The following is a 14,042-nucleotide window of genomic DNA, read 5'->3' on the forward strand; positions in this document are numbered from 1 at the left end:
ATCCTCGGACATGACAAGACAATACGGCGGCGTTCACTGCAAACCAGTGTCAAGACCAACCATGCTGCGAGGCCATGGAATCAGCGCTGCGCGGTGAGCTTGCGCTCGCGCAGGGTGGCGAGGATGCGTTCCACCCCTGCCTCCACCGTCTCCGCGTCGGTGCGCACCGTCACCTCCGGCGCCCCGGGGGGCTCGTACGGATCCGAGATGCCCGTGAAGTGGGGGATCTCCCCCGCCAGCGCCTTCTTGTAGAGGCCCTTCACATCGCGTTGCACGAGCGCCTCCAGGCTCGCCTGCGCATACACCTCGATGAAGGGGATGCCCGCTTCGGTGGCCAGCCGCCGCACCTCGTCGCGAGACTCGCGGTACGGGGAGATGGCGGCGGAGATGACCGCCACACGGTGCCTGGCGAGCACCCGCGCCACGTACCCGATGCGCCGGACGTTCTCCTCGCGGTCGGGCCGGGTGAAGCCCAGCCCTCGCGACAGGAAGGTGCGAACCTCATCTCCGTCGAGCACCTCCACGGAGTGGCCGCCCTCCAGCCGGCGGCGCACCGCCGTGGAGAGCGTGCTCTTCCCTGCCCCGGACATTCCGGTGAACCAGAGGATGAAACCACCCGGCCGATCCAAACCCGCCATTGTCCTCACTCCCGTGGCTGCGCCACCACCTCGGGTGGTGGCGTATGAACCTCTCGGAGACTCCACCCGCTCGTTCAGGTCGCCGGGCCGTTGATCATCCCGGCGCCCACGGTGGCATTCGTCGCCTCATCGATGAGGATGAAACTGCCCGTATGGCGATTGCGCCGGTACTCGTCGAAGAAGAGCGGCACGGTGGTCCGCAACGACAGACGGCCAATCTCATTCAACCCCAGGCGCTTGCACTCTTCGTCCCGGTGAAGCGTGTTGACGTCGATGCGGTACTGGAGGTCCTTCACCAGAGCCCGGGCCGTGCGCGTGGTGTGTTTGATGGCCAGCTTCGCACCCGGCAGCAGGGGCTGCTCCACCATCCAGCACACCATGGCATCGAGGTCCTGCGAGACGATGGGCGGATTGCCCGGCCGGCAGAGCATGTCGCCCCGGCTGATGTCGATCTCATCCATCAGCGAGATGTTGACGGACATGGGAGGGAAGGCCTCCTCCACGGGTCTACCGGCCAGCTCGATGGCGCGGATGCGCGAGGTGGCGCCCGAGGGCAGCACCTTCACCTCGTCGCCGGGCCGCACCACGCCGCCCAGGAGCTGCCCCGAGTAGGCCCGGTAGGCATGAAGCTTCTTGGAGATGGGCCTCGACACGTACTGCACCGGAAAGCGCACCTGGATGAGGTTGCGGTCCGAGGCGATGTGCACGTTCTCCAGGTGGTGCAGGAGCACGGGGCCCTGGTACCAGGGCATCTTCTCCGAGCGCGTCACCACGTTGTCGCCGTTGAGCGCGGAGATGGGGATGAACGAGAGGTCCGTCAGCTCCAGCTTCATGGAGAACTGGCGGAACTCCTGCTTGATGGCCTCGAAGACGGACTCGCTGTAGTCCACCAGGTCCATCTTGTTGATGCAGAGCACCACATGGGGCACGCGCAGCAGGGAGGCGATGAACGCATGACGCCGCGTCTGCTCGAGAATCCCCTTGCGCGCGTCGACCAGGATGAGTGCGAGGTCCGCGGTGGAGGCGCCCGTGACCATGTTGCGCGTGTATTGGGTGTGGCCTGGGGTGTCCGCGATGATGAACTTGCGCCGGGGCGTGGCGAAGTAGCGGTAGGCCACGTCGATGGTGATGCCCTGCTCGCGCTCGGCACGCAGGCCGTCCATGAGCAGCGCCAGGTTGACGTACTCGTCCCCGCGCGCCTTGCTGGTGCGCTCCACCGCCGTGAGCTGATCCTCGAAGATGGACTTCGTATCGTAGAGCAGGCGGCCGATGAGGGTGCTCTTCCCATCGTCAACCGAGCCGGCCGTGGCGAACCTGAGCAGCTCCATCAGAAATACCCCTCGCGCTTACGGTCTTCCATGGCCGTCTCGCTGAACTTGTCATCCGCGCGGCTCGCGCCCCGCTCGGTCACCCGGGACGCGGAGACCTCTTGAATCACCTGCTCCACCGTGCTGGCGGTGGACTCGACGCAGGCGGTGCACGTCATGTCGCCCACCGTGCGGAAGCGCACCTGGGCCGTCGTCGCCCGCTCGCCTGGAAGCAGTGGCAGGTAGGGCGAGCACGCCATCAACATGCCGTCGCGGCGGAACACCTCGCGCCGGTGGCTGAAATAGATGGAGGGCAGCGGAATGCGCTCCTGGGCGATGTACTGCCAGATGTCCATCTCGGTCCAGTTGGACAGCGGGAAGACGCGGATGTGCTCACCGCGCCGATGGCGACCGTTGTAGAGGCTCCAGAGTTCGGGGCGCTGGTTCCTGGGATCCCACTGGCCGAACTCGTCGCGGAAGGAGAAGACACGCTCCTTGGCGCGGGCCTTCTCCTCGTCGCGGCGGGCGCCTCCGAAAACGGCGTCGAACTGGTGCTTCTCGATGGCGTCCAGCAGCGGCGCCGTCTGCAAGCGATTGCGCGAGGCGCGCGGGCCCTTCTCCTCCACCACCCGGCCCGAGTCGATGAAGGCCTGCACCGAGGCCACCTCCAGCCGGGCCCCCAGCGCGGCCGCGCGCTGGTCCCTGTACTCGAGCACCTCGGGAAAGTTGTGCCCGGTGTCCACGTGCATGAGTGGGAACGGCAGCGGAGCCGGAGCGAAGGCCTTCTCGGCCAGCCACAACATCACCGCCGAGTCCTTGCCTCCGGAGAACAGCAGCACGGGCCGGGAGAACTCGGCCACCACTTCGCGGATGATGAAGAGGGACTCGGCTTCCAGCGCCTGGAGATGGGACAGCTCGTAGCTCATCTCCCCGCCTCCGCCTGCTCGCGTACCAGTTGCTCGCAGAGCGTGGCCACCTCGCCGAGGGTGTTGAACAACTCCCCCATGGTCGGACGGATGCCCAGGTCGTCCTCGATGCGGTTGGCGAGCATGGTCGCGAGCAGCGAATTGCCACCGAGCGAGATGAAATCATCTCCCCGGCCAATCTCCTGGAGACCCAGCAACTCACCCCAATAGCCGGCGAGCCGCTGCTCCATCTGCGTGATGGGAGGGTGTTCAATGCTCATGGAGGTGCTCCTCTGGCAAGGGAAGCCAGTCAATGAAGCGGGCAATCACTTATCACAAGACAAGACGGTAAAACAAGACATTGCGACAAAGACATCCATCCCGTGAGACTAGTCGCCAGCGGTGAAGACGATGACCTCCGCCGACAGGCCGGCCTGCAAGGGCAGGTCTTCGGGTGGTTTCTTCCAGGAAATGCGGACAGGCACGCGCTGCACCACCTTCACGAAGTTGCCCGAGGCATTGTCGGGGGGCAGCAGGGAGAAGCTGGCCCCCGTTCCTCCGGAAAGACTCTCCACCTGGCCCGCGAGGGCGAGGCCCGGAAAGGCATCCAGCCGCACCTCCACCGGCTGGCCTGGACGGATGTGCCCCACCTGCGTCTCCTTGAAGTTGGCGACGACATACGTCCGAGGCGGAACGAGCCTCGCCACCGGCTGTCCGGCCGTCAGCAGTTGCCCCTCGTGTACGGAGAGCTTGGACACTGTTCCATCCGCGGGCGCGAGGACACGGGTGAACTCGAGCTGCAGCCGGGCCTGCTCCAGCGCGGCCTCGGCGACGGTGACCTTGGCGCGGGCGAGCTCCGCGCTGGCGCGAGCCACGGCGATCTTCGCGGCCACCGGGGCGCTCTGCGCCAGCTGTCCCTGGGCCTCCTCCACCTTGCTGAGTGCGACCTGATGGGCCTGCTCGGCCGCGGCGAGCTGCGCGCGGGCCCCGGCCAGTGACGCCTGGGCGCCCTGGTTCGCGGCCAGGGCATCGTCGAGCTCCTGCTGGGCGGCAACCTCCGACTCGCGCAGCCGCTGCACGCGCTCCAGCTCCAACGCCTTGCGCCGCGCGTCCGTCTCCGCCCGGGCCACGGCCGCGCGTGCCACCTCCACCTGGGCCTCGGCACTGCTCACCGCCGCCGTGCTGCTGGACACCACGGCGCGCGCGGTGGAGTGGCCGCCGCGGGCGCTCGCCTCCGCCACGTCCAGCTGGGACTCGGCCGCCCGCGCCTGGGCCCGCGCCGACACCAGGTCCGCCTCGGCCTGCTTGAGGCGGACCGTGTACTCGCGCGGGTCGAGCTCCACCAGCACCTCGCCCTTCTTCACCCGGGCGTTGTCCACCACCTGCACGTGCAGCACGGGGCCTCCCACGCGGGCATGGATGGGCACCATGTCCGCCTGCACCTGCGCGTTGTCCGTGGTCTCCTGCCCACGCGTGAGCAGCACGTAGCCGCCGATGCCCGCGAGCACGGCCACCGCGGTCGAGCTCAGGAACAGCGCGCCCCTGCGGCCCCGCTTCTCCCTGAGCGCCTTCTCGGCCGAGGAACCCGGGCCGGGCGCGTCCTTTTCCACCAATCGAGGGGTGGCACTCATGACACGTCAGACCTCCACATCCAGGTGAACCTCGTCCCGCTCCGCCTTCACGGCCTGCCGCGCGGGCTTCGTGCCCGGAGACAGCCAGAGGAAGCCCAGCAGCGGCAGCGCCAGGGCGAACAGCAGCGCGGACAGCGTGAAGAGCCGGTTGAAGGCCAGCAGCGACGCCTGACGCTGGAGGCCGCTCGCCAGCAGGCGCAAGCTCGCCTCGGTGGCCTCGTAGCCCTCGATACCGCCCGCCACGAGACTGCTCATCGTCGAGGAGAGGCGCTCGTACAGCTCGGGGCGCTCGGCGACGAGCTGGGCGGAGAGCCCCACCTGGGCCTGCGCGGTGTAGCGCGTCATCAGCGTGGCGAAGAGGGCCAGGCCCACCGAGGTGCCGAGCTGCCGCATCAGCGTGTTGATGCCGGTGGCGTCCGCCATCCGGGCCCGCTCCACCTTGTCGAACACCACGACGTTGAGCGGCACGAAGAGCAGGCTGGTGCCCAGCCCCTGCAGCATGATGGACGAGATGATCTCCGCCCGGCCCGTATCCAGCGACACGCGCATCATGCGGTGCACACCCACGCCGATGATGAGCAGCCCCACCCCGATGAGCACGCGTGGGGAGACGCGGTTGTAGAGGCGCCCGACGATGGGCATCATCACGAGCATCACCAGCGTGCGCGGCATGAGCGCCTCACCCGCCTGCATGGCCGTGAAGCCGAGCAGCTCCTGCATGAAGAGCGGCAGCAGGAACAGGTTCGACGTGAGGATGAAGAACATCACCGCGCCGAGCACCGCTCCCGAGGAGAACACCGGCTCCTTGAAGAGGCGCAGGTCCACCGCCGGCGCCACCGCGGTGAGCTCGCGCAGCACGAAGGCCGCCAGGCTGAAGACCGCCACCAGCAGGCAGGTGGTGACCACTCCCGACTCGAACCAGCCGTGGCGCTGCCCCTCCTCCAGCACGAACTGGAGCGTGGCCATCCCCACCCAGAGCAGGCCGATGCCGGCCCAGTCGATGTGGCGGCGTTGCAGCTCGGCGGCGGCCCGGTTGGCGGCCAGCACGTCCTCGGGCTCCTCGACGAAGCGCCACACCAGAAGCAGGCCGAGAAACCCGATGGGCAGGTTGATGAAGAAGATCCACGACCAGTGGAAGTTGTCGACGATGTAGCCACCGAGCGTGGGGCCGAGGGCGGGCCCCACGGTGATGACCGTGGTGAAGAGGCCCATGGCCATGCCCTGCTCCTCGGGGGGCCAGGTCTGCCGGAGGATGGCCTGCTCGGTGGGCACGAGCAGCCCGGCGCCAATACCTTGCAGGGCCCGGAAGAACACCAGCGAGGGCAGGCTCCACGCCACCCCGCAGAAGAACGAGCTGACGATGAAGAGGGCCAGGCACGCCAGATAGGTGCGCTTCTGGCCGAAGAGCCGGCCGAAGAAGCCCGTGAGTGGCAGCACCAACACCGTGGCGATGATGAAGCTGGTGCTCATCCAGGTGATCTCCTGGACGGTGGCCCCGATGGAGCTGCGAATCTGCGACAGCGCCACGTTGACGATGGACGCGTCGATGGAGCCCATCAGCGTGCCGAAGGACACCGAGAGCGTGACGAGCCACTTGTTGACCGGCGCCTTCCGGGTGGCGGGCGTGGGGGGAGCGGTCTCAGTCGTCATGGGCTCGCTCCAGGCTCGACGCGAGCCGCGCCGCCAGCGCCTCCACTCCCGGGCCACGCAGGAGGGAATAGTGGTCGCCCTCCAGTGTGTGAGCGTCCACCTCGGTGGCCACGAAGCGCGTGCCTCCCTGCGCACGCAGCGCGGACTCGCTTGCCTCGAAGAGGGTGACGCGCCCTTCGTAACGCGGTGGCACGTACCGCCACGCGGCCCGCAGGTTCGCCTCGAAGACGCGCCGCAGCGCCTGCAATGGCTGGACACCGGCTCCCAACGCGGAGGCCGCGGCCTTGCTGGCCTCCTCCAGGGCTCCGCTCAGCTCCTCCGGCCCCATCCGCGCGAGTGCCTCTTCCGAGACTGGCGGCTCCTGCCCCGCCGCCCTCAGCACATCCCGGTAGAACAGCACGCCCAGCCGCGAGGACTCCTGCTGCTCCGAGGACAGTCCCTCCACCGCGGGCGTGAGGTCATAGCTGTCGATGAGCGCCAGGAGCGCCACCTGTTCGCCGCGCGCCTGGAGCTGCCTCGCCATCTCGAGCGCGATGGTGCCGCCCATCGACCAGCCGCCCAGCAGGTAGGGCCCCGCGGGCTGCACGCTCCGCACCGCCTCGAGGTAGAGCGCGGCCATCTCCTCCACCGAGCCGCACGGCTCCTGGTCTCCGTCCAGCCCTCGTGACTGCAGGCCGTAGAAGGGCTGCTCTGGCCCGAGCCGCCGCGCCAGCTCCACGTACCCGAGCACCGTGCCTCCCACCGCGTGCACGCAGAAGAAGGGCCGCCTCCCGTCTCCCTTGCGGAGCTCCACCAGCGGCGACCACGGCCCCGCTTCCTGACGCAGCAGCCCGGCCAGATGCTCCACGGTCGCGTCCTGGAACAGCGCCGCCACCGGAGGGCTCCGTCCCAGGCTCGTCCGGATCCGCGACAACAGCCGGATGGCCAGCAGCGAGTTGCCTCCCAGCTCGAAGAAGTTGTCCCGCACGCCAATGGGATGGATGCCCAGCAGCTCCTCCCAGATGCGCGCGACCCGCACCTCGAGCACAGTGCGGGGTGCGACGTACGCGCGCGACGACTCCTGGCGGCCAAGGTCCGGAGCGGGCAGCGCCCTCCTGTTCACCTTCCCGCTGGGCGTCAGCGGGAGGGACTCCAGGGGCACGAAGGCCGAGGGCACCATGTACTCGGGCAGCGTCTCCTTCAGGTAGCGCTTCAGCTCTCCGCTGGCCGGCGCCTGCTGGCCCGGCCTGCCAACGACGTACGCCACCAACAGCTTCTGCCCCGAAGCCGCTTCCCTTGCGTCCACGATGCAATCTCGCACCGCGGGGTGCTTCGCGAGCACGGCCTCCACCTCCGCCAACTCGATGCGGAAGCCGCGCACCTTCACCTGCGCATCTCGCCGGCCCAGGAACTCGAGGCTGCCATCCGCCAGGTAGCGCGCATGGTCCCCCGTCCGGTACAGCCGGCCTCCCGGTACCGCCGTGAACCGGTCCTCGACGAACTTCTCCCGCGTCAGTTCCTCCCGGTGCAGGTAGCCCCGCGCCACCGCCGCCCCTCCGATGTACAGCTCCCCCACCACGCCTACCGGCACCGGCTCTCCGTTGCCGTCCAGCAGGTGCACGCTCGTATTGGCGATGGGCGTGCCAATTCCCGGCAGGTCCGGCCACTGCTCCGGGCTGCCCTCCAGCCGGTACGCCGTCGCCACGTGTGTCTCCGTCGGTCCGTACTGGTTCTCCAGCACGCACCCGGGCAGCTTCGCGAACATCCCTCGCAAGGCTGGCGTCACCCGCAGCTGCTCTCCGGCCGTGATGACTTCCTTCAGCCCTCGCGGCATCACCCCTTCCCTCTCCGCCACCTCCGCCAGGTTCTGCAGCGCCACGAACGGTAGGAACAGCCGCGCCACTCCCCTGCTGTCCATCGTCTCCAGCAGCGCCCGGGCCTCCAGCCTCAGCTCCTCGGGGATGAGCACCAGCTCTCCGCCCGCCGCCCAGGTGGAGAACAGCTCCTGGAAGCTCACGTCGAAGCTCAGCGCCGAGAACTGCAACGTCCTGCCCCCCGGCACCACCGAGCGCTCCACCTGCCAGCGAAGCATGTTGAGCAGCGGCCCATGGGGCATCGCCACTCCCTTGGGCACTCCGGTGGAGCCCGACGTGTAGATGACGTACGCCAGGGCTTGCGGCCCCGTGAGCGGGTGCGGATTGGCCTGGCTGCCACGGGCCCACTGAGCCTCGTCCGTGTCCAGGTACAGCCGCCGCGCCGCACCGCTGGGCAGGGCGTCCTTCAGTGCCTGCTGCGTGAGCACCACGGGCGCGCGCGAGGAGTCGAGCATGAGCGCCAGCCGGTCTGCCGGGTAGGCCGGGTCTAGCGGCACATAGGCGCCTCCGGCCTTGAGAATGCCCAGCACGCCCACGGCCAAATCCAACGAGCGGCGCACGCACAGGCCCACGGGCACGTCGGGCCCCACGCCCAGGCCTCGCAGGTGGTGCGCCAGCCGGTTGGCCCGCTGGTTCAGCTCCCCGTACGTCAGTCGCTGCTCCGCGAAGCTGACGGCCACCGCGTCCGGCGTCCTGTCCGCCCACGCCTCGAACAGCTCGTGCACCGCGCCCGCTGGCGCATACCGCGTCCGGGTGTCGTTGAACTCCACCAGCACGCGCCGGCGCTCCGCCTCGTCCATCAGCGGCAGTGCGGACAGCTTGCCTTCCGGCTGCGCGATGGCCCCTTCCAGCAGCCGCACGTAGTGCGCCGCCATCCGCGCCACCGTCGCCTCGTCGTACAGGTCGGTGTTGTATTCCCAGAGGCTCACCAGCCCCTCCGGCGTCTCCCGCACGAACAAGGTCAGGTCGAACTTCGCCATCCCGGGCTGGAAGGAGAACTCGTCGACGGACACACCGGGCAGCGACACCGGCTTCAGCTCGGTCTGGTAGACGAACATCACCTGGAAGAGCGGCGAGCGGCTCAGGTCGCGCACCGGCTGCAGCGCATCCACCAGCTGCTCGAAGGGCAGGTCCTGGTGGGCATAGGCTCCCAGACACGCCTCGCGCACCCGGCCCAACAGCTCCCGGAAGCTCTCGGCTCCGCTTCCTTCCACCCGCAGCGCCAGCGTGTTGAGGAAGAAGCCGATGAGTCCTTCCACCTCGCGCCGGTTGCGTCCGGAGATGGGCGTGCCCATCACGATGTCGCTCTGCCCGCTGTAGCGCGCCAGCAGCGCATGGAAGCCCGCCAGGAATGCCATGAACAGCGTGACACCTTCCTGGTGACTCAGCTCCTTCACCGGCCCGCGCAGCGCCGGAGGCAAGGGCTTCACCAGATGGGCTCCGCGGAAGGTCTGGACGGGAGGCCGAGGCCGATCCACCGGCAGCCCCAGCACAGGCGGCGCTCCCTGGAGCTGGTGCTTCCACCAGCCCAGTTGCGCCTCCAGCACCTCGCCCTTCAGCCACTCACGCTGCCACTTCGCGTAATCCGCGTACTGCACTGGCAGCGCCGGCAGCTCGGGCTCTTCCCCCTCTGAGAGCGCCCGGTAGAGCATCTCCACCTCGCGCAGCAACAAGTCCAACGACCAGATGTCGCAGGCGATGTGGTGCATCACCAGCACCAGCACGTGCTCGTCCGCCGCCACGCGCAGCAGCGTCGCCCTCACCAGCGGGCCCTTCTCCAGGTCGAACGGGCGCCGAGCCTCCTGCTCCACGCGCCGCCGGACCTCTCCCGCCGGCAGTCCCTCCACGTCTTCCACTGGGAGCGCCAGCGCCATCGTCGGTGCAATGCACTGCACCGGCTGCCCGTTCACCTCCACGAACGTCGTCCGCAGTGCCTCGTGCCGGCGCACGACCTCCCCCAGACTCCGCTCCAGCACGGCCCTGTCCAGCCGGCCCTTCAGCCGCAAGGTATAGGGGACGTTGTACGTGTATCCCCCGGGCTCGAGCTGCTCGATGAACCACAGCCGCTGCTGTGCGAAGGACAGGGGCAGCTCGCCCTCTCGCGCGACGGGAGCCAACGCCGGAAGCTGCCGCCCCCGTGCGCCGCTCGCCAGGGCTTCGAGCCGTACCGCCAGCTCCGCCAGCGTCGGGGCCTCGAAGAGCACCCGGACCGGCAGCTCCACCTGGAGCGCCTCGCGCAGGCGCGTGGCCACCCGTGCCGCCAGCAGGGAGTGTCCGCCCAGCTCGAAGAAGTTGTCCCGGGCCCCCACCCGCTCCAGCTTCAGCAAAGGTGCCCAGATGTCCGCCACCACCTGCTCCATCCGCGTCCGGGGCGCCACGTCTCCCGCGGGTTTCGTCTCCGCCGCCTCCGGTGCGGGCAGTGCCTTGCGGTCCACTTTCCCGTTCGGCGTGAGCGGGAGCTTCTCCAGCCTGACGAAGGCAGCGGGCACCATGTGCTCGGGCAGCGTCTGCTTGAGGAAGGCCCTCAGCTCCGCGGTATCGGGCTCGGAGGACGAAGCGGGCACCACGTACGCCACCAGCCGTTTGCCTCCGAGCCCCTCGTCCCGAGCCGTCACCACCGCCTCACCCACCGCAGGGTGCTTCACCAGCGCCGCTTCGATCTCCCCCAGCTCGATACGGAAGCCACGCACCTTCACCTGGGCATCGCGCCGCCCGATGAACTCGATGTTCCCGTCCGGCAGGTACCGCGCGAGGTCCCCCGTCCGGTACAGCTTCGCGCCCGGCTCCGTGCCGAACGCGTGCGCCACGAACTTCTCCGCCGTGAGCTCCGGTCGATTGAGATACCCGAGCGCCAGCCCATCTCCTCCGACGTACAGCTCTCCGGTGACGCCAGCCGGCACCGGCTGCATCCGCTCGTCCAGCACGTACGCATCCGAGTTCGACAGCGGCCTGCCGATGGGCACCGACACCGCGCCCTCCGCCACCGCCTTCACCTCGAAGGTCGTCGAGAACGTCGTGTTCTCCGTGGGGCCGTAGGCATGCACCAGGTGCTTCGGCGCCCCCCGCTCCAACACCCGCCGAACCGACTTCGCGTCCACCGCCTCGCCGCCGAACACGACGGTCTTCACCGTTTGGAAGGTCTCCGGGGACTCGGCGGTGAGCTGGTTGAAGAGCGCCGTGGTGATGAACATCACGCTCGCTTCCTTCTCGCGAAGGAACGTGGCCAGCGCCCTGGAGGACAGCGCCACCTCGCGCGACACTCCCACCAGCCGTGCCCCATTGAGCAGCGCGCCCCACAGCTCGAACGTCGACGCGTCGAACGCCGTGTTCGACATCTGGGCGAAGCGGTCCTCCGCCGTCACCTCGAGGTACGAGGCGTCACGCACCAGCCGGACGATTCCCCGGTGCGGGATGCACACGCCCTTGGGCCGGCCCGTCGAGCCGGACGTGTACATCACATACGCCAACGCCTCCGGCGCGACCCGCTCCCCGAGGCCGTCCTCGCGCTCGTGCGCGAAGGTCTCCCAGCTCAGGGGCACCACGCGGGCGCCCATTGTCGGCAACCTCGAGGCGAGCTCCGGCTGGACGAGCACCACCGGCACCGCCGTGTCCTCCACCATGAATGCCAGGCGCTCCTGGGGGTAGGCCGGGTCCAACGGCACATATGCGCCGCCCGCCTTCAGGATGCCGAGCGTCGCCGCCACCATCTCCAGCGAGCGTCCGGCGCACAGGCCCACGAGCGTTCCCGGCGTGACGCCCAGCCCGCGCAGGTGCCGGGCGATCCGGTTGGCGTGGCGGTTCAGCTCCGCGTAGGTGAGGCACGCGCCCTCGTACTCCGCCGCCACGGCGTCGGGGCGGCGCGCCACCTGCTCCTCGAAGAGTGCATGGACACAGGCGTCGCGCGGGTACCCGGTTCGCGTCTGATTCCACTCCACCAGCACGCGCCGCCGCTCCTCCTCGTCCAAGAGTGGCAGCGCCGACACGGGCCGCTCGGGATGCGCGAGGGCCCCTTCCAACAACCGCGCGTAGTGCGCCGCCATGCGCGCGACCCGTGCCTCGTCGAACAGGTCGGTGTTGTACTCCCAGAGCGTCTCCCAGCCGTCCGGGGTCTCCCGGACGAACAGCGTGAGGTCGAATTTCGCCAGCCCCATCTCGAAGGAGACCTCCTCCGAGGAGACACCGGGCAGCGCGAGCGCCGGTGCTGGCTCCTGCAGCGCGAACATCACCTGGAACAGCGGTGCGCGGCCCGGGTCCCGCACCGGCTGCAATGCATTCACGAGCTGCTCGAAGGGCACGTCCTGGTGCGCGTACGCCCCCAGGCAGGACTCACGTGCCCGGAGCACCAGCTCCCGGAAGCTCACCTCTGCCGAGGACTCCAGCCGCAGCGCCAGGGTGTTGACGAAGAAGCCGATGAGCCCCTCCAGCTCCCGCTGGGTGCGCCCGGCGATGGGCGAGCCCACCACGATGTCCGTCTGCCCGCTGTAGCGCGCCAGCAGGGCCTGGTACGTCGCGAGGAACGTCATGAAGGGCGTGACGCCCTCACGGCGGTTGAGCTCCCGCAGCGGCCCGGAGAGCGCCGCGGGCAGCCGCACCGGCAGCGTGGCGCCCCGGAAGGTCTGCACCGCGGGGCGAGCCCGGTCCGTGGGCAACTCCAGCACGGGTGGTGCTCCGGCGAGCCGCTGCTTCCACCAGCCGAGCTGCGATTCCAGCACCTCGCCGCGCAGCCACTCGCGCTGCCACCGGGAGTAATCCGCGTACTGCACCGGCAGTGGGGACAGCGAGGGCTCGGCGCCCGAGGAGAACGCCTGATACAGCGAGGCCAGCTCGCGCACGAGCACGCCCATGGACCAGCCGTCGCAAATGATGTGGTGCATGACGAGCACCAGCACGTGCTCCTCGGCGGCCGAGCGCAGCAACCGGACCCGCACCAGCGGCCCCTTCTCCAGCTCGAAGAGGCACCGGACCTCTTCTTCCACACGGCGCCGCACCGCACCCGGGCGCTCGCCTTCCGGCACGGCCTCCAGGCTCTCCACGGGCAGGGCGAGCGCCAGCTCCGAGGCAATGCGCTGTACGGGCTGCCCGTCCACCAGGGTGAACGTCGTCCGCAGCGCCTCGTGCCGCCGGACGAGCTCCCCGAGGCTCCGCTCCAGCGCGGCCACGTCGAGTCGGCCCTTCAGGCGCGCGACGAAGGGCAGGTTGTACGCGAAGCCACCCGGCGCGAGCTGCTCGAGGAACCACAGCCGCTGCTGCGCGAAGGACACGGGTGGCGCCGCCTCCCCGCGCATGGGCACGAGCGGCGGAGCCTGGGTCGCCTGCAGGCCGCCCGGCATGGAGCCGAGCCGGTGTGCGAGCTCGGCCACGGTGGGCGCCTCGAAGAGCACGCGCACCGGCAGGTCCACTCGAAGCACTTCACGCAGACGGGAGACCACCTGGGTCGCCAGCAGCGAGTGCCCTCCCAATTCGAAGAAGTGGTCGTACGCGCCCACGCGCCGCAGGCCCAGCAGCGGCGCCCAGATGCCCGCCACCAGCTCCTCCATCGGCGTGCGGGGCGCCACGAAGCCTTCCCGCGTGGAGCCCTCCAGCTCCGGCGCGGGGAGCGACTTCCTGTCCACCTTCCCGCTCGGAGTGAGGGGGAACGCCTCCAGGCGCACGAAGGCCGAAGGCACCATGTACTCGGGCAGGCTCTCCTTGAGGAAGGTCTTCAGGGCCGCGGTGTCGAGCTCGAGGGACGTGCCGGGGACCACGTACGCCACCAGCCGCTTCCCACCGGCGCCGATCTCCCTCGCCACGACCGCCACGTCCTTCACCGCGGGATGCCGGGCGAGCGCGGCCTCCACCTCCGCCAACTCGATGCGGAAGCCGCGCACCTTCACCTGCGCGTCTCGCCTGCCCAGGAACTCGAGGCTTCCATCCGCCAGATAGCGCGCGTAGTCCCCCGTCCGGTACAGCCGGCCTCCCGGTACCGCCGCGAACCGGTCCTCGACGAACCTCTCCCGCGTCAGCTCCTCCCGGTGCAGGTAGCCCCGCGCCAGCCCCGCCCCTCCGATGTACAGCTCCC

General features: G+C 69.4%; 7 protein-coding genes. All 7 read right to left on the bottom strand.

Features of this window, described 5'->3' with window-relative positions; genetic code table 11:
- Positions 1-80: 80 nt before the first annotated feature.
- Positions 81-629, bottom strand: coding sequence for an adenylyl-sulfate kinase (gene cysC, locus HG543_RS27210; protein ID WP_169347795.1), 549 nt, complete (start codon positions 627-629; stop codon positions 81-83).
- Between the two features lie 83 nt (positions 630-712).
- Positions 713-1,966, bottom strand: coding sequence for a sulfate adenylyltransferase subunit 1 (locus tag HG543_RS27215; protein ID WP_169347789.1), 1,254 nt, complete (start codon positions 1,964-1,966; stop codon positions 713-715).
- Entirely contained in the window at positions 1,966-2,871 is a 906-nt protein-coding gene (cysD, locus tag HG543_RS27220) for a sulfate adenylyltransferase subunit CysD (RefSeq protein ID WP_169347790.1), read from the bottom strand. The genes HG543_RS27215 and cysD overlap by 1 nt, the downstream gene beginning before the upstream one ends.
- A complete protein-coding gene (locus HG543_RS27225; RefSeq protein ID WP_169347791.1) occupies positions 2,868-3,131 on the bottom strand; it encodes a phosphopantetheine-binding protein in 264 nt (87 codons plus the stop codon). The genes cysD and HG543_RS27225 overlap by 4 nt, the downstream gene beginning before the upstream one ends.
- A gap of 108 nt (positions 3,132-3,239) precedes the next feature.
- Positions 3,240-4,481, bottom strand: a complete 1,242-nt coding sequence (locus HG543_RS27230) for an HlyD family secretion protein (RefSeq protein WP_169347792.1) — start codon at positions 4,479-4,481, stop codon at positions 3,240-3,242.
- Positions 4,482-4,487: 6 nt separating this feature from the next.
- Positions 4,488-6,131: a DHA2 family efflux MFS transporter permease subunit gene (locus tag HG543_RS27235; RefSeq protein ID WP_169347793.1), complete on the bottom strand. Its 1,644-nt coding sequence runs from the start codon at positions 6,129-6,131 to the stop codon at positions 4,488-4,490.
- Positions 6,121-14,042, bottom strand: a 7,922-nt coding sequence (locus HG543_RS27240) for a non-ribosomal peptide synthetase (protein WP_169347794.1), incomplete at its 5' end; no start/stop codon positions are given. The genes HG543_RS27235 and HG543_RS27240, both read right to left, overlap by 11 nt.

The sequence above is a fragment of the Pyxidicoccus fallax genome (genome assembly GCF_012933655.1).
GTDB classification, from domain to species: Bacteria; Myxococcota; Myxococcia; order Myxococcales; family Myxococcaceae; genus Myxococcus; species Myxococcus fallax.

Bases quoted from the DNA above. Each gene is read 5' to 3' on its own strand.
- HG543_RS27215 (WP_169347789.1), bottom strand. From the start codon at position 1,966: ATGGAGCTGCTCAGGTTCGCCACGGCCGGCTCGGTTGACGATGGGAAG.
- cysD (WP_169347790.1), bottom strand. From the start codon at position 2,871: ATGAGCTACGAGCTGTCCCATCTCCAGGCGCTGGAAGCCGAGTCCCTC.
- HG543_RS27225 (WP_169347791.1), bottom strand. From the start codon at position 3,131: ATGAGCATTGAACACCCTCCCATCACGCAGATGGAGCAGCGGCTCGCC.
- HG543_RS27230 (WP_169347792.1), bottom strand. From the start codon at position 4,481: ATGAGTGCCACCCCTCGATTGGTGGAAAAGGACGCGCCCGGCCCGGGT.
- HG543_RS27235 (WP_169347793.1), bottom strand. From the start codon at position 6,131: ATGACGACTGAGACCGCTCCCCCCACGCCCGCCACCCGGAAGGCGCCG.